At 55.7% G+C, this 21,770-nt stretch carries 17 protein-coding genes; 6 read left to right on the forward strand and 11 right to left on the reverse strand.

The window, feature by feature from the left end:
* Positions 1-100: 100 nt before the first annotated feature.
* Together BLU05_RS24710 and BLU05_RS24715 are read left to right on the forward strand one after the other, a co-directional pair.
* Entirely contained in the window at positions 101-1,759 is a 1,659-nt protein-coding gene (locus tag BLU05_RS24710) for a lysine--tRNA ligase (protein ID WP_091886350.1), read from the forward strand.
* 38 nt (positions 1,760-1,797) lie between these two features.
* Positions 1,798-2,181, forward strand: coding sequence for a VOC family protein (locus tag BLU05_RS24715; protein ID WP_091886353.1), 384 nt, complete (start codon positions 1,798-1,800; stop codon positions 2,179-2,181).
* A gap of 13 nt (positions 2,182-2,194) precedes the next feature.
* Here the strand turns inward: BLU05_RS24715 and BLU05_RS24720 are convergent, their stop codons facing one another.
* From BLU05_RS24720 to BLU05_RS24745, 6 genes are all read right to left on the reverse strand, one after another.
* A complete protein-coding gene (locus tag BLU05_RS24720; RefSeq protein WP_091886355.1) occupies positions 2,195-3,058 on the reverse strand; it encodes a thermonuclease family protein in 864 nt (287 codons plus the stop codon).
* Positions 3,059-3,076: 18 nt separating this feature from the next.
* Positions 3,077-3,721: a LexA family transcriptional regulator gene (locus tag BLU05_RS24725; RefSeq protein WP_091886357.1), complete on the reverse strand. Its 645-nt coding sequence runs from the start codon at positions 3,719-3,721 to the stop codon at positions 3,077-3,079.
* Between the two features lie 341 nt (positions 3,722-4,062).
* The gene (locus tag BLU05_RS24730) at positions 4,063-6,285 is read right to left on the reverse strand and encodes a 3-hydroxyacyl-CoA dehydrogenase NAD-binding domain-containing protein (protein ID WP_091886360.1); all 2,223 of its coding nucleotides are present in this window, start codon (positions 6,283-6,285) and stop codon (positions 4,063-4,065) included.
* A gap of 13 nt (positions 6,286-6,298) precedes the next feature.
* On the reverse strand, positions 6,299-7,507 hold the full coding sequence (locus BLU05_RS24735) for an acetyl-CoA C-acetyltransferase (protein ID WP_091886362.1): 1,209 nt from the start codon (positions 7,505-7,507) through the stop codon (positions 6,299-6,301).
* 26 nt (positions 7,508-7,533) lie between these two features.
* A complete protein-coding gene (locus tag BLU05_RS24740; protein WP_091886365.1) occupies positions 7,534-8,706 on the reverse strand; it encodes an acyl-CoA dehydrogenase family protein in 1,173 nt (390 codons plus the stop codon).
* Between the two features lie 64 nt (positions 8,707-8,770).
* Complete coding sequence (locus BLU05_RS24745; protein WP_091886368.1) at positions 8,771-10,564, reverse strand: acyl-CoA dehydrogenase C-terminal domain-containing protein; 1,794 nt, start codon at positions 10,562-10,564, stop codon at positions 8,771-8,773.
* 280 nt (positions 10,565-10,844) lie between these two features.
* Between BLU05_RS24745 and BLU05_RS24750 the strand changes: the two genes are divergently transcribed.
* The 4 genes from BLU05_RS24750 (at position 10,845) to BLU05_RS24765 (ending at position 16,960) form a co-directional block, all read left to right on the forward strand.
* On the forward strand, positions 10,845-11,453 hold the full coding sequence (locus BLU05_RS24750) for a demethoxyubiquinone hydroxylase family protein (RefSeq protein ID WP_091886371.1): 609 nt from the start codon (positions 10,845-10,847) through the stop codon (positions 11,451-11,453).
* A gap of 280 nt (positions 11,454-11,733) precedes the next feature.
* Complete coding sequence (locus BLU05_RS24755; protein ID WP_175540745.1) at positions 11,734-15,030, forward strand: peptidoglycan-binding protein; 3,297 nt, start codon at positions 11,734-11,736, stop codon at positions 15,028-15,030.
* Positions 15,031-15,221: 191 nt separating this feature from the next.
* Positions 15,222-16,175 carry a sulfite exporter TauE/SafE family protein gene (locus BLU05_RS24760; RefSeq protein ID WP_175540746.1) on the forward strand — a complete coding sequence of 318 codons (954 nt, stop codon included), beginning with the start codon at positions 15,222-15,224 and terminating at the stop codon, positions 16,173-16,175.
* Complete coding sequence (locus tag BLU05_RS24765) at positions 16,172-16,960, forward strand: TIGR02186 family protein (protein ID WP_091886377.1); 789 nt, start codon at positions 16,172-16,174, stop codon at positions 16,958-16,960. The genes BLU05_RS24760 and BLU05_RS24765 overlap by 4 nt, the downstream gene beginning before the upstream one ends.
* On the opposite strand, the gene BLU05_RS24770 is transcribed toward BLU05_RS24765, so the two are convergent.
* The 5 genes from BLU05_RS24770 to BLU05_RS24790 all read right to left on the reverse strand — a co-directional run bounded on the left by BLU05_RS24770 (position 16,961) and on the right by BLU05_RS24790 (position 21,744).
* Positions 16,961-17,872, reverse strand: a complete 912-nt coding sequence (locus tag BLU05_RS24770; RefSeq protein WP_091886380.1) for a methyltransferase domain-containing protein — start codon at positions 17,870-17,872, stop codon at positions 16,961-16,963.
* Positions 17,873-17,878: 6 nt separating this feature from the next.
* Positions 17,879-18,925, reverse strand: a complete 1,047-nt coding sequence (locus BLU05_RS24775) for a hypothetical protein (protein WP_091886382.1) — start codon at positions 18,923-18,925, stop codon at positions 17,879-17,881.
* A gap of 172 nt (positions 18,926-19,097) precedes the next feature.
* Positions 19,098-19,877: an amino acid ABC transporter ATP-binding protein gene (locus BLU05_RS24780; protein ID WP_091886446.1), complete on the reverse strand. Its 780-nt coding sequence runs from the start codon at positions 19,875-19,877 to the stop codon at positions 19,098-19,100.
* Between the two features lie 14 nt (positions 19,878-19,891).
* Positions 19,892-20,851 carry an amino acid ABC transporter permease gene (locus BLU05_RS24785; protein ID WP_091886384.1) on the reverse strand — a complete coding sequence of 320 codons (960 nt, stop codon included), beginning with the start codon at positions 20,849-20,851 and terminating at the stop codon, positions 19,892-19,894.
* Positions 20,848-21,744: an ABC transporter substrate-binding protein gene (locus BLU05_RS24790; RefSeq protein ID WP_091886386.1), complete on the reverse strand. Its 897-nt coding sequence runs from the start codon at positions 21,742-21,744 to the stop codon at positions 20,848-20,850. Before BLU05_RS24790 ends, BLU05_RS24785 begins: the two co-directional genes overlap by 4 nt.
* Between the last annotated feature and the right edge of the window lie 26 nt (positions 21,745-21,770).

Consider the following 21,770-nt stretch of genomic DNA (forward strand, 5'->3'; position numbering starts at 1 on the left):
TACCAACAGTCCTGTGTGACGCCGTGGCAATTGACGCGGCGAAGCTGCCGCCATAGTGTCCGCGCGCTTCACCACATGGCAGGAAAACAGGAAACCGAGAATGACTTCGCGCCCCAATACCCAAATCGAACTGACCCCCGAGCTTATCGCGGCGGCAGCAGAGGCCAAAGCATGGCCCTTCGAAGAGGCGCAGAAGATTATCAAACGGTATGAGAAAACAGGTTACCCGGAAACGGTCCTGTTCGAAACGGGTTATGGTCCATCCGGTCTTCCCCACATTGGCACATTCGGCGAAGTGGCGCGGACCTCGATGGTTCGCCACGCCTTTCGCGTCCTGACAAAGGACAGCGTCAAGACAAAGATTCTGTGCTTTTCAGACGATATGGATGGATTGCGCAAGGTTCCAGACAATGTACCAAACCGCGATATGATGGCGTCATATCTGGGCAAGCCGCTCAGCCGCATCCCTGATCCCTTCTCCAACGAATATCCATCGTTCGGCGCCGCCAATAATGCCCGGTTGCGGGCGTTCCTCGACCGCTTCGGCTTTGATTATGAATTTGCATCCGCCACGGATTATTATACATCGGGCCGGTTTGACGAAACGCTGCTCAAAATGCTGGCTGCTTATGATGATGTCATGAACATCATCCAGCCAACCTTGGGTGAGGAACGCCGCGCGACCTATTCGCCGTTCCTGCCTATCAGCCCCACCACAGGCATTGTCCTGCAGGTACCCATGATTGCCCGCAACGTGCAAAAGGGTACCATTACCTATGAAGATCCGGATACCGGCGAGCACATAGAAACGGAAGTCACTGGCGGCAAGGTCAAGTGCCAGTGGAAGGCTGATTGGGCCATGCGCTGGACCGCGCTTGGTGTCGACTATGAAATGGCGGGCAAGGACCTGATCGACTCCGTTACGCTGTCATCCAGAATTTGCCGCGCTATTGGCGGCCGCGCGCCCGAAGGCTTCAATTATGAGCTTTTCCTTGATGACAAGGGCCAGAAGATTTCGAAGTCGAAGGGCAATGGCCTGACCATTGATGACTGGCTGACCTATGCCCCGACCGAGAGCCTGTCGCTCTATATGTTCCAGAAGCCGAAGACCGCGAAAAAGCTCTATTTCGACGTGATCCCGAAGGCAGTGGACGAGTACTTTACGTTCCTTTCTGCGTATCAGCGGCAGGAATGGAAGGAGCGGCTGGGCAACCCGGTCTGGCATCAGCATTACGGCAACCCGCCCGTACTTGATATGCCCGTGCCCTTCGCCATGCTGCTCAACCTTGTCAGCGCTTCGAACGCCGAGAATGCCGACGTTCTCTGGGGCTTCATTTCCCGCTATGCGCCCGGCGTGACACAGGAGAACAATCCGAAGCTCAACGAACTTGTCTCGTACGCGATCCGCTACTTCAATGATTTCGTCAAGCCGACGAAGAAGTTCCGCCCGGCCGATGAGGTTGAACTCGACGCACTGAGGGGCATTGATGCGAAACTCGCGACATTGCCTGCGGATGCGGATGGCAATGCGATCCAGAATGCCATGCTGGACGTCGCGCGTGGCATTGAACGCTATCAGGATCTCACCAAGAAGAGCCCCGAGGGTGGACCCGGCGTATCCGTGTCGTTCTTCCAGATGCTCTATGAGGTGCTGATCGGACAGGAACGCGGACCGCGCTTTGGCTCTTTCGTCGCGCTTTATGGGATCAACGAAACACGGGCGCTCGTCAAAAAGGCATTGACGGGTCAATTGGCTTAGTTCTTCCATATCAGGAGTAAAATCCTCGGGAGGAATGGATGATTGACCATACCGGCGTGAACGTCAGCAATTTCGAAGAGAGCAAGAAGTTCTATCAGAAAGCGCTGGCGGCCATTGGCTATGAACTGATTGTCGAGTTTCCCGCCTCCGTCACCGGAAGCGCTGATGTTGCCGGTTTTGGGGAAGGCGGCAAACCGGATTTCTGGATTGCCAGCGGCACACCGAACAATCCCCCTATTCACGTTGCGTTTCGTGTCGGCAATCGTGCGCTTGTGGATGCTTTCCATAAGGCAGCACTTGAGGCCGGTGGCAAAGACAATGGCCAACCCGGACTGCGTGCCCATTATCATCCTGATTATTATGGGGCCTTTGTACACGATCCGGACAGCCATAATGTGGAAGCTGTCTGCCACGAGCGTTGAGGAGTTAAGCTCTCTACTGTGGCTTCGGCGGAAATGATGCGTCAGGTGCAGTCACAGGCGGCGTTGCTGGCTGTAGCTCTGGCACTTCGCCGGAAGAGTCAAGCAATGGCGCCTCGTCAATTGCGGGAAGCGTCGGGGGCGGACTGCCAAAAACTCCGAGCTTCGCCTCCTGTGCCCTTTTCATGTTTTCGGCCAGAGATGTGCCATCACCGGCCCGTGCCCAGCCATTATCAACCAGCCATGCGGCCAGATTGATGGTGCCAAGCTTACACTGGGTCGAAATAACCGCCTCCGGCGGCTGACCGGGGACATTGCACTCTATCGCTCTGGACCGAAGCCAATTGCGAAAAGCAGTGCGGGCCGCCATGCCGCAGGGCCATGATGCACCGCCGTCAATTGCACAGGTTTCATCAGGGGATATAATGTTGATGCCCTCAACAGCGATCTTGTAGCCGGAGGCCTCAACTGCCCCCGCAGCGGTCGCCACTGGCCGGTAAAGCAATTTGGGTCTTGCCGTATTATCAACCGGCACAGGCGGTGGTGGAGGTGGCGGCGGTACTGCCTGCCCGATTTCGCTCAGAGGTTGACGTGGCTCGATGCGTTGCAGAGGTACTGTTTCCTTACCCGTAAAGGAAAAACCATCCGGATCAACCTGCCGTGCAGCAGTTGTTGTTTGTGGTGCTTCCTGCGGCTGGTCAGAAGCACCCGGCGCCTCACCGTCCGCATCATCGGGTATTTGAAAGTTTTCCGGAGCAATCATCACATCTTGTCCGCTTACACCTGATGATGGCAGCCCGATATAAAACGGCGAGATGAAGACATAGGCCAAACCAAGCCCGACCAGAATGGTCAGGACATAGAGCGGTATCTGACGCATGGGGGAATTCGCTCCCTATTATTGGCTGGCCCACACTATCCGGGCAATCCAGTCGATATGAACCGCATCGAACGTCCGGTTGGCGTGCTCCGGGTTCATTGACAGCAGTTCAATAGTGCGCGGGGTCTGGCGTGCGAGAATCTTGGCCATGACCTCACCCTCTTTTGTGCGGACAACGACACGATCGCCGCGCCGTACGGGCGCACCGGGAGCGACAATGATTGTGTCGCCGTCGCGATAGAGCGGCAGCATGGAGTCTCCGGAAACTTCCAGCGCATAGACGGCATCCCCCGATCCAACAGGAAATTCAACCACATCCCAGCCTTGCCCAACCGGAAAGCCGCCATCATCGAAAAAACCACCCGCACCTGCCTGGGCAAAACCCAGCAGCGGTACGGAACGCATCACACCGCTTCCAGCTCTGTTGCCCTTGCCGCCGATAACCAGCAGCATGAATTCATCCAGAGAAGCGCCCGTCGCTTCCATGATCTTGGCCAGCGATTCCGTCGAAGGCCACCGCGCACGGCCATCTACAGCATAACGTTTGGATTTGTTGAATGTGGTGGGGTCAAGCCCGGCACGCTTCGCCAATCCCGAAACGGAAAGCGAATGGCGTTCCGCCAGCGCATCAATGGCCGCCCAGATTCGGTCATGTGAAAACATCAGATTCTTCCAGATAAAGGAAAAAATACCTTTACTAAAGTTCTAGGAGCAATTTGTGGAAAAGTCGAGTTAAAACGCGGAAAACTTTCTTATGTTCGTGGTTCGACAAGCTCACCATGAGGGAGAGGGGTGATGCAACGATAATCGCAAAGAGTGCAGCACAAAGACTGCAGATCACAACTGTTTCAGAACTTGACTCCCTTGCATCACCCCTCTCCCTCATGGTGAGCTTGTCGAACCACGAACCACACAACAACAACCCACGATATCCATGCAGAGCTCCAATTGAACTATCTGCAATAACAATGAGGGGATCAGTATCTGATCCCCTCATCTTTTAATCAGGCAGCTTTTTTCTTCTTGGCTTCAACCGGATAGGGATTAAAGCGCTCATAGAAGGTTTCACCTGTCTCAGCCATATCAAGCAGCAGTTTTGGTGCCTTGAACTGGGCGCCATACTTCTTCTGCAAACCTTTGGCGATCTTCACGAACTTCGCTGCACCGATACCATCGATGTAGGACAATGTTCCGCCCGTATAAGGTGCAAAACCGAAGGCAAGGATCGAGCCGACATCCGCTTCGCGCGGGTCGGTAACAATGCCTTCTTCCATGACGCGAGCAGCTTCCAAGGCGATGGTAAAGAGGAAGCGCTGCTTCAGTTCTTCCACATCGATCTTATCGGCGTCCTGCTGCGGATAGAGTGTCTTCAGTTCTGGCCAAAGATGCTTCTTGGCTGGCTTGGCCGGGTAATCGTAGAAACCCTTGCCATTCTTGCGGCCGCGACGGTCATACTTGTCAACGAGCGTGTTGACCAGTTCCACATGACGCGGATCGACAGCTTTCGGGCCAAGATCGGCAAGCGTTGCCTTGAGGATTTTCTGCGACAGGTCGATGGCCGTTTCGTCGTTGAGCGCAAGCGGTCCGACCGGCATGCCGGCCATGCGCGCAACATTCTCGATCATTGCAGGCGGAACGCCTTCCACGAGCATGTTGTAGGCTTCCGACATGTAGCGCAGAACGCAGCGATTGACGTAGAAGCCCCGCGTGTCGTTGACGACAATCGGAGTCTTCTTGATCGCACGGACATAATCCAGAGCAACGGCCAGCGCCTTCTCGGAAGTCTTCTTGCCCAAAATAACTTCGACCAGCATCATCTTGTCGACGGGCGAGAAGAAGTGAATGCCGATAAAGTTCTTTGGCCGTACCGAAACCTTGGCAAGACCGGTGATCGGCAATGTCGAGGTGTTGGATGCAAACACAGCCGCAGGCTTCAATACGGCTTCCGCCTGTTCCGTTGCCTTGCGCTTGACTTCACGGTCTTCAAACACAGCTTCGATGACAAGATCCGCACCATCAAGTTCCGCATATTGCGTTGTCGCGGTGATCAGCCCGAGGAGCTTTTCCTTGTCCTCGGCAGTTGCCTTGCCCTTCTGGACTTCCTTGGTAATCAGGTCAGCCGTATGCGCCTTGCCCTTGTCGGCAGCTTCCTGAGTCTGGTCGATCAGAACGACAGGAATACCGGCTTTCGCCGTGACATAGGCAATACCAGCACCCATGAAACCAGCACCGATAACACCGACCTTCTTGAACTTGGTTGGTTTGACGTCGACAGGACGGCGCGCACCCTTGTTCAGTTCCTGCAAGGAAACGAACAGCGAGCGGATCATCATGCCAGCTTCGGTGCTCTGCAGGATGTTGGTGAAATAGCGCTGCTCGATCTTCAGACCCGTATCGAAAGGCACGAGAAGGCCTTCATAAACGGATTTGAGGATGGCGGCAGCACCCGGATAGTTGCCATAGGTTTCACGGCGCAAAATGGCCGTTGCGGCTGGCCAGAGATTGGCACCAGCTGCCGAATAGATCGCGCCACCGGGGAGCTTGAAGCCCTTTTCATCCCATGGCTGGACAGGCTTGAGGCCCGCCTTGATCATCTTCTTGGCTGTTTCAACGAGCTTCTTGGCGGGAGCGATTTCGTGCACCAGACCCATGGCCTTGGCGCGCGCAGCGGTCAGGCTGGAGCCGGTCGTCATCATCTGCAGGGCGTCCTGCTGATTGGTCAGGCGCGGAACACGCTGCGTGCCGCCAGCGCCCGGAAAAATACCGACCTTGACTTCAGGCAGAGCCATTTTCACCGATGGATCATCGGAAACAACACGGCCATGGCAGGCCAGCGACATTTCGAATGCGCCGCCCATGCAGGTGCCATTGATGGCGGAAACCCAAGGCTTGCCCGATGTTTCGAGCTTGCGGAACAGGCCGCCCATCTTGCCGGTGTTTTCGAACAGAAGCTCAACGGCCTTCTTGGGGTCCTTGGCTTTTTCGTCCTGAAACAGCTGGAACATGCGCTTGAGCATGGTCAGGTCAGCGCCGCCGGAGAACGTATCCTTGCCCGAAGTAATGACAGCGCCCTTGATGGCTTCGTCCTTGGCAACCCGGTCAACGATGGCGTCGAGTTCCTTCATCACCTCTTCGGTGAAGACATTCATCGACTTGTCAGGCATGTCCCATGTTACGAGCGCAATACCATCAGCGTCGACGTCGAATTTGAAGTTTGTATAGCTCATCTTCTGCTCTCCCTCAGACGCGTTCGATAATGGTTGCAGTGCCCATACCGGCACCAATGCACAGTGTGACCAGCGCCACATTCAGGTCGCGGCGCTCCAGTTCGTCAAGAACCGTGCCGAGGATCATCGCACCGGTTGCGCCGAGCGGGTGGCCCATGGCAATGGCGCCACCATTCACGTTGATCTTGTCACGCGGAATGTTGAATGCCTGCATGTAGCGTAGGACCACGGCGGCAAAAGCTTCGTTCAGTTCGAACAGATCAATGTCCGAAATCTTCATCTTGGCGCGCTTCAGCAGCTTCTCGGTGACATCAACCGGGCCTGTCAGCATCAATGCCGGATCGGAACCGATATTGGCAAAAGCGCGGATACGGGCGCGCGGCTTGGCGCTAAGCGCCTTGCCTGCACTCTTCGAGCCGAGAAGAACGCCAGCAGCGCCGTCAACGATACCGGAGGAATTACCGGCATGGTGGACGTGGTTGATGGTTTCAACTTCCGGATGCGCCTGAATGCCAACGGCGTTAAAGCCGCCCATTTCGCCGGGCATCACAAAGGATGGGTTGAGAGAAGCCAGCGCCTGCATATCCGTGGTCGGACGCATGTGCTCATCATGGTCGAGGATTGTCAGGCCGTTCTGGTCCTTGATGCTGAGCACCGAGTTCTTGAAGTAGCCCTTCTTCCAGGCTTCACCGGCACGCTTCTGGCTTTCGACCGCATAGGCGTCGACATCATCGCGGGTGAAACCATATTTGGTGGCGATCAGATCTGCTGATACGCCCTGCGGCATGAAATAGCCGGGCAGGCCAACGGATGGGTCCATGTACCAGGCACCGCCGGACATGCCCATGCCGACGCGTGACATGGATTCCACACCACCAGCGATAACGATGTCATCGGCACCCTGCACGATCTTGGCAGCGGCAAAATTTACCGCATCGAGACCTGACGCACAGAAGCGCGAAATCTGCATGCCCGGCGCCTTGAAATCGTAACCGGCTTCAAAGGCGGAAGAGCGCGGGATAACAGCGCCCGCTTCACCCACAGGATCAACGCAACCATAGATGATGTCATCAACCAGTCCCGTGTCGAGACCATTGCGGTCGCGCAGCGCTTCCAGCACCTTGGCACCCAGACGAACGGCGGGCACTTCATGCAGGCTGCCATCCTTCTTGCCCTTGCCGCGCGGTGTGCGGACGTGGTCATAAATATATGCTTCGGCCATTTCATTCTCCCTTTTCGAACCGTAGCTCAGAGGCTGCGGGCGATCAAAAGCTTCATGATTTCATTGGTTCCGCCATAAATCCGCTGAACGCGGGCATCACGGAACATACGTGCGATCGGATATTCATTCATGTAACCATAGCCGCCATGCAGTTGCAGGCATTCATCGACAATTTTGTTCTGCAGGTCACTGAGCCAATATTTCGCCATGGAGGCAGTGACCGGATCGAGGCCGCCATTGACGTGGCGCTCCACGCAATGATTGTAGAAAACGCGGCCAATTGTGGCTTCCGTCTTCATCTCGGCCAGCTTGAACTGGGTGTTCTGGAACTCGATGACCGCCTTGCCGAAAGCCTTGCGTTCCTTGACGTAATCAGAGGTGATTGCAATGGCGCGTTCGGCCATGGCAATTGCCGTACCACCAATCTGAAGGCGCTCCTGCGGTAATTGCTGCATTAGTTGGACGAAGCCCTCACCTTCCTCGTTTCCCAAAAGATTCGAGGTCGGCACACGGACATTGTTGAAGAACAGTTCAGATGTATCGTTGGATTTCAGCCCGACTTTGTCGAGGTTGCGGCCGCGCTCAAAACCCTCCTGCCCATCGGTCTCCACAACGATCAGCGATGTGCCCTTGGCACCCTTGGCGGGATCGGTCTTGGTGACAACGACAACCAGATTGGCCAGCTGGCCATTGGTGATGAACGTCTTTGAACCATTGATGACGTAGTGATTTCCGTCCTTCTTGGCGCTTGTCTTGACGCCCTGAAGATCAGAACCGGCACCCGGCTCGGTCATGGCGATGGCGCCAATCAGTTCGCCGCTTGCCATCTTTGGCAGCCACTTCTTCTTCTGTTCTTCCGAACCATAGTGAAGAATATAGGGAGCCACGATTGAATTGTGCAGGGCGATGCCGAAGCCATCGACGCCGACATGGCTAATGGCTTCAAGAATGGCGCTCTCATGGGCATAAGTACCGCCCGCGCCGCCATATTCTTCCGGCATCGAGGCACAGAGCAGACCATTCTGGCCAGCCAGTTCCCAGACAGAGCGGTCAAAAATTTCCTGCTTCTCGAAACGGTCGTAGTGGGGCAGAACTTCGGCTTCGAGAAACTTCGAAGTCATGTCCTGCAACATCACCACATCTTCGGTTTTCCAGTCCGGTTTGGGCACGCCCAACACATCTTCCGGCCGAATAGACATTTCTAACCTCCCTAGAAATCATCGCTCATCACAAATGGGGGCCTCCGCCCCCATTTGCCAGAAATCAGAACGCTTCTGCGGCCAGCGTCATCATGGTGTCCGCGCCGGTCTGGATGCGGGCCAGATGCGCCGATGTCTCGGGCATCACACGTTCCATGAAGAACTTTCCAGTGACCAGCTTGGTCTCGTAGAAATCCTTCCTGGCCGAGCCTTCCGCCAGTTTCGCATTAGAAGCCTTGGCAATCTGCGCCCACATGTAACCCAGCGAAACCAGACCGAAGAGATGCATGTAATCAGTCGACGCTGCACCGGCATTGTCAGGGTTTGCCATGCCGTTCTGCATCAGCCACATGGAGGCAGCTTGCAGATCGTTCAACCCCTTCTTCAGATGCTTGGTGAAGAAGGCAAGCTTTTCATCGCCGCGATTCTCTTCGCAGAAATCGCCGACTTCCTTGAAGAAAGCCATGACAGCGCGGCCGCCATTGGCACCAAGCTTGCGGCCAACGAGATCGAGCGCCTGTACGCCATTGGCGCCTTCATAGATCATGGCAATGCGTGCATCGCGCACATACTGGCTCATGCCATGTTCTTCGATATAGCCGTGACCACCATAGACCTGCTGCGCCATGACCGCATGTTCAAAGCCCTTGTCGGTCAGAACACCCTTGAGGATAGGGGTCATCAGGCTGAGAATATCATCGGCAATCTGCTTGTCGCCTTCATCATCCGAACGGTGTGCCACATCAGACTTCAAGGCAGACCAGAGAATGAACGCACGGCCCGCTTCATTGAATGACTTGATGGTCATCAGGATACGGCGAATATCCGGATGAACGATGATCGGATCGGCCTTCTTGTCCGCCGCCTTCGGTCCGGTCAAGGAGCGTCCTTGAATACGCTCGCGGGCATATTCAACAGCATTCTGGTAGGCGATTTCGCCAATAGACAAACCCTGCAGCGCAACACCCAGACGCGCTTCGTTCATCATCGTGAACATGGCGCGCAGGCCCTTGTTCTCGCCGCCGATCAGATAGCCGGTGGCTTCATCATAGTTCATCACGCAAGTGGAATTGGCGTGGATGCCCATCTTTTCTTCGATGGATCCACACGACACACCATTGCGGGTACCGGCATTGCCGCTGTCGTCAAGATTGAACTTGGGAACGATAAACAGGGAAATACCCTTCACACCCTCAGGCGCGCCTTCGATACGGGCAAGCACCAGATGGATGATGTTCTCGGACATGTCATGCTCACCGGCCGAGATGAAAATCTTTTGGCCAGAGATCTTGTAGGAACCATCGGCATTAGGAACGGCCTTGGTGCGCAGCAGGCCAAGATCGGTGCCGCAATGGGGCTCGGTGAGGTTCATCGTGCCGGTCCAGGTGCCATCGACCATTTTCGGCAGGTAGGTCTGCTTCTGGTCGTCACTGCCATGGGTGAGGATCGCAGCGATCGCGCCCTGCGTCAGGCCGGGATACATGATCAGCGCCATATTGGCTGAGGACATATATTCACCAACGGCAACGTGCAGCGCATAGGGCAGACCCTGACCACCGAATTCCGCCGGTATGGAAAGGCTCATCCAGCCGCCTTCGCGATACTGGTCAAAAGCCGCCTTGAAACCCTTTGGCGTCGTGACAGTGCCATCCGCATGGCGCACGCAACCTTCATGATCGCCGGACTGGTTGATCGGAAACAGGGTGTTTTCCGCCAGCTTGGCACCTTCGCTCAAAATTGCTTCGACGATATCCGGCGATGCATCAGCGAATCCTGGCAGATTGTTGTAGCGTTCATAGCCCAGAACATCGTTCAAAATGAAAAGCGTGTCTTCAACGGGCGCGCGATAACTCGGCATCAGTTTCCTCCAAAACATAAACGAGCAAAACGGCCCGGAGACTTCGGTGCCGTCGGATTTTCCACCTCTCTAACAAATTTTGACGTTTCCGTAAACGTCAAAATTTTGTGATATTTTGCCCCTGTGGATCAATCTTTCTCAATTGGGTGTCTTGTTCAATGAAACTGTAAGTGAGAATGGAAGAAGATATCGTCCAGTAGTTGCCTGATGGCGCAAGCTATCACGTTTTTATTGTTTGTAGTGCTGGGCATTTTTGGCCGAAGTTCTGAGAGGAAAATCGATGCAATTGCCGGATTCCGATCAGAAAAAGCCACCAAATCCGCGTGATGCACTTACTGTAGCCCGGATCGTCAGGGTCAATCATGCGGGAGAGTTCGGTGCGATACGCATCTATTCCGCACAGATTCTTGTGGCCAACTGGTTTTGGGCAGATTGCATACCAGCACTTTCCGAAATGCTCGAAGATGAACGCAATCACTGTGCAATTTTTCGAGCCGCCATGCCTTCTCGCAACTCCCGACCCTGCCGTGTTATGCAGTTTTGGAGTTACGGTGGCTGGATACTCGGCTTTCTGACTGCCCTTTTAGGCAGGCAGGGCATATGGGCATGTACAGCCGCTGTGGAAGCTGCTGTACACCGTCATCTCGATGACCAACTGCATTTTCTGAAACAGCGTGATTTTCAATTATATGGAATGATCCTGTCTATTCGTGAGGAAGAGCTTGCGCATCTGCGCCATGCAGAAGAACACCTTCAAACACCGGGAGTGATGCTCCAGGTTTTGCGCAAAGTGATATCTTTCGCGACGGATTCCCTGATCTGGCTGTCAACCTGGGGTGACTCGACTAGGATGACGCATGCGCTGAAAGCAAATAAAAACAGCGCCTGAACCCCATCTCTTAACCAGTTGTTTACCACGTTTCGCCAATGTCACGGTGTCGGTGAACCGTGTCTATGAGTGATTTGTTTTTCACGGCTTGTCGGACCGCATGGGGCGAATAGTCCCGGCTTTCCGGATAGCAATGTGCAGAACGCATTCAGAAGCTTCGGAAGACCGAGACAACAATGCCAGGAGTGACAGGCGACCATTGCCAGCGCTTCCGGCCCTGCCCCGTAGGATAGAATTAACCCGCCAGACCGCTGGCGTAACCACGGCAAAGCAGGCGTCCATGACGAACCAAAGGTCACTACTGGAACAGGTCAATGTGAACCGCTCACGCCGCGAGACTTCTTCGCTTGATGGTATCAATCGCACGCTCGAAGCGCTGGAAGCCCAGCTGCGCGACTCCGCGGAACCCGATTATCCCGAGGATGACCAGAGTGATATTGCTGACCGTTTTGCCGCCCTCGCCTCGCGGGCAGGGAGCACGCGCGCTCCAATGCACAAGCCATCCGACGATCTGCCCGCCTTTGCCAGCAAGCCACAGAACGGCAAGCACGACCTTTCTGCCATCGCCGCCCGTATCAAGCAGTTGCGGGAAGAAATGCGCGACGATACCCGCGCGCCCACACGTCCATATACTGAACCACATACGCAAACCTTGCAGCGATTGAACCAGTCAACGGCCAGCCGCCAGCCGAACAATGTTATCGGTCGTGGGGATGAGGACCATCTCTCGATGCTGCGCGGTGATCTTGACGAGCTGAAGCGCACCGTCACGGCACTGGCTCGTGAAGAACAGGTCAAGAGCCTCAACAATCGCCGGGATGTGATGGACGAGCATATCTCAAACACCGGCACGGCAGGTTTAAACAACCATTTCATGCGCCAGATGGATGAGAGGCTTGACGAAATCAGCCGCGCTATCGTCGCAACAGCCCGCCCTGCCCAGACTAACCATCACGATACCGATGCGTTTGAACGCCTTGAAGCGCGTATCGCAACACTAAGCAGCAAGGTCGAGGCGGTGGCCTATGACCGCACCTCTGACACTGTTCTGCAACGCATGGGCGAATTGGCCGAGCGTGTGGATCATCTGGCCGCCATGCGCACGGCTCCGGCGGTCAATCTTGATGCCCTTTCGGAACAACTGTCTGCCGTTACCCGCCATCTTGAAAACACACCCGCCTCCATCAGCATTTCTGATTTCCGCGATCTGGAAGACCGGGTTCTGCAAATCATCCACCGGCTGGAAACAGCGCACCAGCAGGCACCCGCCGCCGATCCTGTCTTCATGAACCAGATCGACCAGCGTTTTGAAGAGTTGACCCGCCGTCTCGATGACCATCACATGATGGCCGAGCACAGCGATATCAGGCTGACCGACAATCTCGAAGCCCGCTTTGACGATATGGCGCGCTATATCGCCCAGAACGTCCCACAGGCCGACGGCGCGAATGATGCCATTCGCAATCTTGAGCTGCAGATCGCCGGTCTTGCCGAGCATCTGTCCCAGTCGAATGAACGTTACGCTGAATTTTCAGCCATTCCGCCGCGTCTCGATGCGATCGAAGAATCGATGGCCATGAACCGCGACTTTGTCGTAGAGGCCGCGCGTCAGGCGGCTTCGGAAGCCATTCGCAACTCGGCCAATTTCGGCAACGCCCATGATGGCGCCATCGCCCGCGAACTCGCCGATGATCTGAAAGCGCTGGAAGGGCTTGCCCGTAAATCGGAAGACCGCAACACCAAGACCTTCGAGGCTATCCACGACACGCTGCTGAAAATCGTTGACCGTCTCGGCTCACTGGAAAGCGGTGGGGTGGAGGGGCCACGTGCCGCTGCAAAGGTCATGGCAACGGTTGACGCCTATCAAACACCGCAGCGTGAGGCAGAGAACGCCTTTGAAACACCGGTTTTTTCCAAGCTCAATGATATCTCGGCACAGGTGACACTCGCTGGTGATGACACTGACGAACTGGAACAATCGGCTCCGGCGCGCAAATCACTGCTTGGTAACCTGACACGTGGCATGAAATCCCGCAGCAGGCAGGAGCTGGCGTACCGCGAACCGACTATCGAAGCGGTTGATAGCGACGAACAGGCCGATGACAAGGCTGACCTTGATTCCGAGATTCTGAACCGTCCGCTTGAGCCCGGCTCCGGCATGCCTGACCTGAATTCCATTCTCAAGCGCGTTCGCGATGAACGCCGCGAGATGAACCTTGCAGGTGATGCCACTGTTGGCAAGGCGGATTTCATCGCTGCCGCCCGCCGTGCTGCACAAGCCGCCGCTGCGGAAGTTGAAAACCAAACCCGTGGTTCCGGCCATGGCAAGGATACTGCTGAAGGCAAGAAGGGCAGCCTTCTTGCGCGCCAGCGTAAACCCATTCTTCTTGCCATCGGCGCAATCATGATTGCCATTGCCGGACTGCAATTGAAGAACGCGTACTTTAGCGGCCCTGCCGCAATCAGCAGTGATGCGGGCTCGCTCGCCGCACCGCTTGTGCCAACAGCTGACCCCAAGCCACAGCTTGCCGCGACTGCCACACCTGAGACATCTCCGGCCACGCCTGCCATAGCACCGCAGGTTCCGGCGGAAAGCCCTCAGGTAGACGATCAGGCCACGGCGCCTGCTCCAACGCAGGAAACCGTAGGCAGCCTGATTGCCGCACAGTCAGCGACAGATGTACCGGCGTCAGCAAAGGTTGATACAGCAGCCACCCCTATTCCCGCCATTCCAATGGAAGCAGGTCCTGAACCATTGCGGGAAGCTGCTGCCAGCGGCAATCCCAAGGCATTGTTTGAAATCGGCGACCGCTACATGGATGGCCGCGGCGTGCAGAGCGACTATGCCAAGGCAGCCGAATGGTACAATCTCGCCGCCGATAAGGGTTTTGCACCGGCACAGTATCGTCTCGGCAATTTCGCGGAAAAAGGCCTCGGCGTTACGCGCGACCTCGCCAAGGCAAAAACCTATTATCAACTGGCCGCCGAACAGGGCAATGCCAGCGCAATGCACAATCTTGCCGTGCTGTTTGCGGCCGGTGCGAATGGTACGCCAGACAATGAATCTGCCGCCATGTGGTTCACGAGGGCAGCCGAGCTTGGCGTGAAAGACAGCCAGTTCAATCTGGCCATTTTGTCCGCCAAGGGCATGGGTGTTCCGCAGAACCTTGAGGAAAGTTACAAGTGGTTTGCGCTTGCTGCCAATGCCGGTGACAAGGATGCAGGCCAGAAGCGCGATGAAGTGGCGAAAGCCATGACGGCGGATCAGCTGACCCGGGCACGCGAAGCCACCGAGCTTTGGAAGCCAAAGGCGATGAACCCGGAGACCAATGCGCTCAGCACACCGGCGGAGTGGCGCGAAAGCCCTGTTACAACGGGTTCGGTCGACATGGAAAAGGCGATCCGCAATATCCAGCTGATCCTCAACAAGAACGGCTATGATGCCGGTGGTTCGGACGGCAAGATGGGAACGAAGACCCGCGATGCCATCATGGCTTTCCAGAAGACCAATGGGCTGAAGCCGACAGGTAATATCGACAAGGATCTGGTCAAGCGGCTGCTTGAAAAGAACACCTAAATCGACAACGACGACTGTTGCGACAAATCGTTTCGCCTTTGGGGCAACACGTTGACCCCGCAACAGTCATTGTTTGACTTGGCGCTTGGCTGAGGGCAAGAAACTTTAAAGCATCCTGTGTCAGTCTACAGCCAGAATGCATTAAAGAATTTCTGTCATCATGGTGTGCGAACAATCGCAACAACGCCGTGATGGGTTCGGGGTCTGAATTGGGTATCTACCTGCCAATAGCCGAGATTTCGGTCAATATCTTCGTGCTGTTCGGCATGGGGGCAGCGGTTGGATTCCTGTCCGGCATGTTTGGTGTCGGCGGCGGATTTCTCATCACGCCACTGCTGATCTTCTACAACATCCCACCCGCTGTCGCCGTTGCAACAGGTGCCAATCAGGTTATCGCGTCCTCCTTCACCGGGGCGCTCACGCACTTCAAACGCGGCTCACTCGACGTCAAACTGGGGACGCTGCTCGTTATTGGCGGTATAGCCGGGGCTGGGGTTGGTATCTATGTCTTCGTGCTCTTGCGCGAACTCGGTCAGCTCGATCTGATCGTATCATTGCTATACGTTATATTTCTGAGCACAATCGGTGGCCTGATGCTGGTGGAAAGCATCAAATCCATGCGGCGGACAAAGGCTGGGCAACTCGCCACCCTCAAGAAGCCCGGCCAGCACAATTGGGTGCACCGCCTGCCCTTCAAGATGCGGTTTCGCGCCTCCAAGATCTATGTGAGCATTATCCCGGTTCTGGTGCTTGGCGCTGCCATCGGCTTTCTCTCATCCATCATGGGTGTCGGCGGTGGCTTCATCATGGTTCCGGCCATGATCTATCTTTTGAAAGTGCCAACCAATGTGGTTATCGGCACGTCACTCTACCAGATCGTTTTCGTGACCGCCTTCACCACCGTCATGCAGGCGACGACCAACCAGTCAGTTGATATCGTGCTTGCGTTCCTGCTGATGAGCGGCGGCGTCATCGGCGCTCAATATGGCACGCGTATCGGCCAGAAGCTACGCGGCGAACAATTGCGCGCCCTGCTTGCCACATTGGTTCTGGCCGTGGGCCTGCGCCTTGCCATCGAACTTTTTGTAACACCTGATGATCTCTATTCAATCGCCATTGCGCTCACAGCACCGGCGGCGTCATGAGAATTCTCATAATTGTGTTCCTTCTGACCATGGCATCGCTGTCGGCAGCCTTCGCACAGCAGATTCCCGGCAATAAGGAGACTGTCGAGATCGGGCTCTCAACCGATACAATTGCGATCACGTCAGGTTTTCGCGGGACAGACCTCACCGTCTTTGGCGCTTTCGACAATGCTGATCCGCTGATCCAGCGGCAGGGCCGCTATGATATCGTCGTGATCCTGCAGGGACCCGAACGCAATTTTGTCGTTCGGCGGAAAGACCGGTTCTTCGGCGTCTGGGTCAATTCAGAATCGGTGACTTTTCAGCACATCCCGGCATCCTATTCACTGGCCTCAACGCGCAGCCTGCAGGACATTGCCGTTCCCAAGACATTTGCCCAACTGGCGCTCGGGGTGAACAATATCTTTTATGAGCCCATGCCTGATGGCTTCGGCTCCAGCGCATCGCTGCGGGAATTTACAACGGAATTGCCGCGCTTGAAGCTCAAGCAAAACCTGTACAGCCAGCGCCCGGGAGATGTGCAGTTCCTGTCATCCACGCTCTTTCGCGCAACGCTGTCGCTACCGGCCAATGTGCCGGTCGGCAAGCATGTCGCGCGGGCCTTTCTGTTCCGCAATGGCGAATTTCTGCGCGAGAGTTCCACCAGTCTCAATATTGTAAAAGCCGGGCTGGAATATCGCATCTACAAGGCAGCGCATGAAAACAGCCTGCTCTACGGTCTGTTCGCGGTGTTTCTGGCCGTTTTTACCGGCTGGATGGGCCGCCTGATGTTCCGGAAAGACTGATCAGGCGCGGCGGGCGACGACGATCAGACCCTGCAAGGGTTCACCGCGATCAAAACGGATCGCCTCATGGTCAATCGTCGAAGCAACCAAACCATGTTCGGCCAGAACCCGGCGCACATACGCTTGCGAATGCGTATAACGCAGCGAGGATTGCAGGATCAGTTCTCCATCCTCGACGTGGGTTTCCACTGAAAAGGCGAATAGTCCATCGGAGCCAAGTGCTTCGACAAGGCGCGAAAAGGCCTTATCGAGATCGCCGACATAGACAAAGACATCCGCCGCGATGATGAGATCGGCTGAACCTGCGGGATAATCAAGTTCATTGACATCCCCTTTGAAGAGACGGTCATAGACCCGCTTTTCTTCGGCTTTCTGCAGCATGGCCTCGGAAAGATCCATGCCAGCCATATGGTCGACATCCGCCCGGAAATAATCTCCCATCAGGCCGGTGCCGCATCCAACGTCAAGCATGGAACGATAATGCCTTGCGGGCGCTACTGCCTTGATAGCCTTTGCCAGCAATTCCGGTACACGGTAGTGCAGCTTTTGCAGAAGTGCCGTCTCAAATGTCGGCGCGTAGGCATCAAACAAAGTCTCGACATAGGCCGTGGGCGGATTATCAGGCATGACGGCATAGCCCGAAGCTGCCAGCTTCAACGTTGCGCCAAAACGATCACCGGGATCGCGTTCCAGCAGGCGGCGCCATGTTTCGGCAGCCGCATCGTCATCGCCTGCGGCTTCTTCCATCTCGCCCAGACGAAACAGCCCGGCAGTCCAATCCGGAACAATTTCCAATGCCTGCCGCATCAGGTCGGCGGCGGCTACATGGTCGCCGGACTCGAAAAGCATATCCGCATAGGAAGCGCGCCGGTCCGCGATCAGATCACCCGATGACAGGAACGCCCGTGCCATGCTGGTTCAGTTCGAAACCAGAACGCGGATGGAAAAGACGTCGATCGCCTTGCCGGTGCGGGCAATATCCGAGTTGATCTTGATAAAACCGCCAGCAGCGGGCTTCTTGCCTTCCGGGAATTGCAACTCGAACAGATATTCATTGCTCGCATCAGTGACATCGTAGCGCTTGCGTCCGCAATCACCGAGCGTACCGAAATCGCAGCTCACAGCCATTTGTGTGGCGGAGCCGTCTTCAGCTTTGGCGATAATGTCAAAGATGGCGTGCTTTCCCGCCAGTTGCTGAAGCACACCCTGCCCGACCTGGAAGGTAATGTCATCGTTCTCGCCGGGTGACTTGATCCGCACGAACTTCTGCACATTATCGCCTGCAACGCTGGCTGTCGCCCGGCCCGACATTGAAACACGGGTCATATCAGCAGGATCGAAAATCGATATCCAATTACCATCAGCGGAAAGTTGCCCTTCCTTCATTGGCTCATGGCTACCCACAGCAGGGCCACCGCTCGATGCTGGCGGTGTGCTGCCGGATGGCTTCGAATTGATCAGGCCCGATGCAACAAGCCATAGCAAACCGATCGCGACCAGCAGAATCGCAAAAATGATGATGAACTTGGTAAGACCGCGCGCTTTCTGGTGTTCGCGCGTCTTCTTCACCCGCGGCTGATTATAGGCAGGCCGGTAATTGTCAGCGCGATTGTTATCTGTAGGGCCAAGATCGGAATCGAGCGATGCATCCATGGATGGCTCAACGCGGCCAGATGCTGCCTGTCGCCGCTGCGCGGGCTCTGGTGAAATGGATGGCTCGCGCCGCTCCACAACGGGCTCCGGTGCGCCGCGCGAAGGGTTGCGTGCTTCACCTTCAATGCGGGTAATTGCGGCTTTCAGGCGTTCGCGGCGTTCCTCGCGCTCTGCTTCATCGAGCGCACCATTGGCGGTCAGGGAGCGTTCATGCGCTGTCCACGCCGATTCGTAAATCTTCTGGCGAACGGCAGGATTACTCACATCCGCTTTGGCGAAAGCATTCCGGATGGCTTGTTCAATCGCTTCCAACTGGACGATTTCCCCTTCAAAGCAGCTCGTATGACCCGGCTAGGCATAGACGATTTGACTGCTTATTCAAGACTACCGCGGCGCAATGATGGCGGTTTTCGTCCTAAGTGATGCTCATTTCAAACAAGTCTCACCCGGCAGCTGTGCGAGCGCGTTGCCGGGTGAACAATATTCAGATGAAGCGGCTGAGAAATGCCCGCGTGCGCGGATGTTGCGGATTACCGAGAACATCTTCGGGTTTGCCCTGCTCGACGATATAGCCGCCATCCATGAACACCACTCTATCAGCTGCTTCCCGCGCGAATCCGATTTCGTGGGTGACAACGATCATGGTGAGGCCCTGATCAGCGAGATCACGCATGGTCGCCAGCACCTCGCCGACAAGCTCCGGGTCAAGCGCCGAGGTCGGTTCATCGAATAACATCAGCTTCGGCCTGATCGCCAAGGCTCTTGCAATGGCGATGCGCTGTTGCTGTCCACCGGACAATTGCCGGGGATAGGCGTCAGCCTTGTGCGTGAGCCCGACGCGCGCCAGCAGTTCCATTGCCAGTTCGGTGGCCGCCTTGCGGCTTTGCTTGTGTACACCAATGGGCGCTTCGATGATGTTCTGCAGGGCAGTCATGTGCGGATAAAGATTGAACTGCTGGAACACCATCCCGATCTGCCGCCGCTGGACAGCTATGGCCCGTGCGGGGAGCTTGTTGAGCCGTCCATTGCGCAGGGAATAGCCGATCTGTTCGCCAGCAACCACAATCGAGCCCCGGTCAATTGCTTCGAGATGATTAATGCAGCGTAGGAAGGTGGATTTGCCCGAGCCCGAAGGGCCAAGGACAACCACCACTTCACCGGGAGCTACATCGAGGTCGATACCCTTGAGCACCTCGACTTCGCCAAAGGACTTATGGACATTGCGAGCCCGCACCAGCGCATCGCCGGGTTCGATGCCGTTCATCGAAAATTGTGCTGTCATTTGCTCACCTCCACGGCTGGCACCGTCGCCGCTGCAGCAGCAACCTTGTCCTGTTTCCTGACGGTCGAAGATCCGCGTTCGCCGCGACCGTAATAGCGCTCGATGAAGCCCTGTCCGATATTGAGGATCGATGTGATGAACAGATACCAGATCACGGCAACCATCAGCATCGGAATGACCTCGAAGGTTCTGTTGTAGACAGCCTGCACCGAGTAGAGCAGGTCAGCCATGGCAATAACGCTGACAAGCGATGTTGCCTTGATCATGCTGATCAACTGATTACCTGTGGGCGGCACGATGGAGCGCATGGCTTGCGGAATAATGATACGCCGCAGCGCACGCGTGCGCGTCATACCAAAAGCTTCGGTGGTTTCGATCTGGCCCTTATCAACGGACAGAAGTCCGCCACGAATGATCTCGGCCATATAGGCAGCCTCGTTCAAGGCAAGCCCGGCAATAGCTGCAGTCATTGGTGTAATGAGGTCGTTGGTATTCCAGCTGGCCAGCGTCGGACCGAAGGGAATCGCGATGGAAATTTCCTGAAAGAGCGTCGAGAGATTGTACCAGAAAATAAGCTGGACCAGCAGCGGCGTGCCGCGAAAGAACCAGATGTAAAGGCCCGCAAGCGAGCTGGCGAGACGGTCATTTGACATGCGGGCAATGGCAAGAATAAGCCCTATGACAACGCCAATCGCCATGGCAACAACGGTCAGACCCAAGGTGACATAAAGGCCGCGCAAAACAGTCGCTTCGGTGAACCATTGGAACACAACAGGCCAACCGAAATTCTGATTATTGGCAATAATCCAGAGAAAGTTCGCGGCAACGAGAAGCGTGATGCCCCACAGCAACCAGCGATCCGTGCGAAAGGGCTTATGCGCATTCGCCACATCGCGAAGCGCAGCCTCTGCATCGCCCGTTGCGGGCGATGCCAATGTTGGTGTGTTCTGGCTCATTTTGCAGCTTTACCCGCAAGATTGATCCCCGGCTCCTTCAACATGTTCTTCTCAAGCCCCCACTTCTTCAAAATGGCGGCATAGGTGCCATTGTCCATCAGGGTCTTGATGCTTTCCACCAGTATGGGGCCAAGTGGCGAACCCTTGGCAACCACCGCGCCCTGGAAAATATCATCAAAGCCGTTCTTCAGGCCAGTGCCTGTCAATTCGAGCTGACCATTGGCCTGCTCGACGAAATAGATCAGCGGGGCCTGCGAGGAGAAGAAGGCATCGGAACGCTTGGAGCGAACAGCCAGAATAGAAGTCGGCTGGTCGGTGAAGGACTGAACTTCGATAGCTGGTTTGCTGTCCTTCAGGCATTTTTCTGCCTGTTCCTTGATGACTTTTTCAGCCGAACCGCCAGCCATGACGGCAATACGGCTACCGCAGGTGTTGTCGAGCGAAGTAATGCCCTTGGGGTTGCCCTTTTGCACGGCAAACACCACGAACTCCTGTACGTAATCAACGAAATCATTGGCAGCCTGACGCGACGGATAGTCCCCAACCGGCCCCATGGCAAACTGGTAGCGCCCGGAATTGATGCCGCTCAGGAGTGCGGGAAGACCACTGACTGTTGCATGTTTGATCTCGACGCCCCACAATTCACCGACAGCCTTGGTCAAATCCGCGCTGGCACCCTCCATCTCTGTATTGCCGGTGACAATCTCATAGGGCGGAAAGGAACCATTGTTAACGGAAGTGATGCTGCCAGCCTTGCGGATTTCCTCGGGTAACTTGGCGCGAAGTGCCTCGTTGACAGTCTGTTTGGCAATAGCCACCTCCGCGGCCATTGCGGGTGCAGCAAACAGAGTTGCCGCAAACAATGCAGTATAAGTCAGGTGTTTGAGTTTCATTGTCGTTCCCCTTTTTATTATCTTTG

This window comes from Phyllobacterium sp. OV277 (genome assembly GCF_900104355.1).
In the GTDB taxonomy this organism is placed as follows: Bacteria; Pseudomonadota; Alphaproteobacteria; order Rhizobiales; family Rhizobiaceae; genus Phyllobacterium.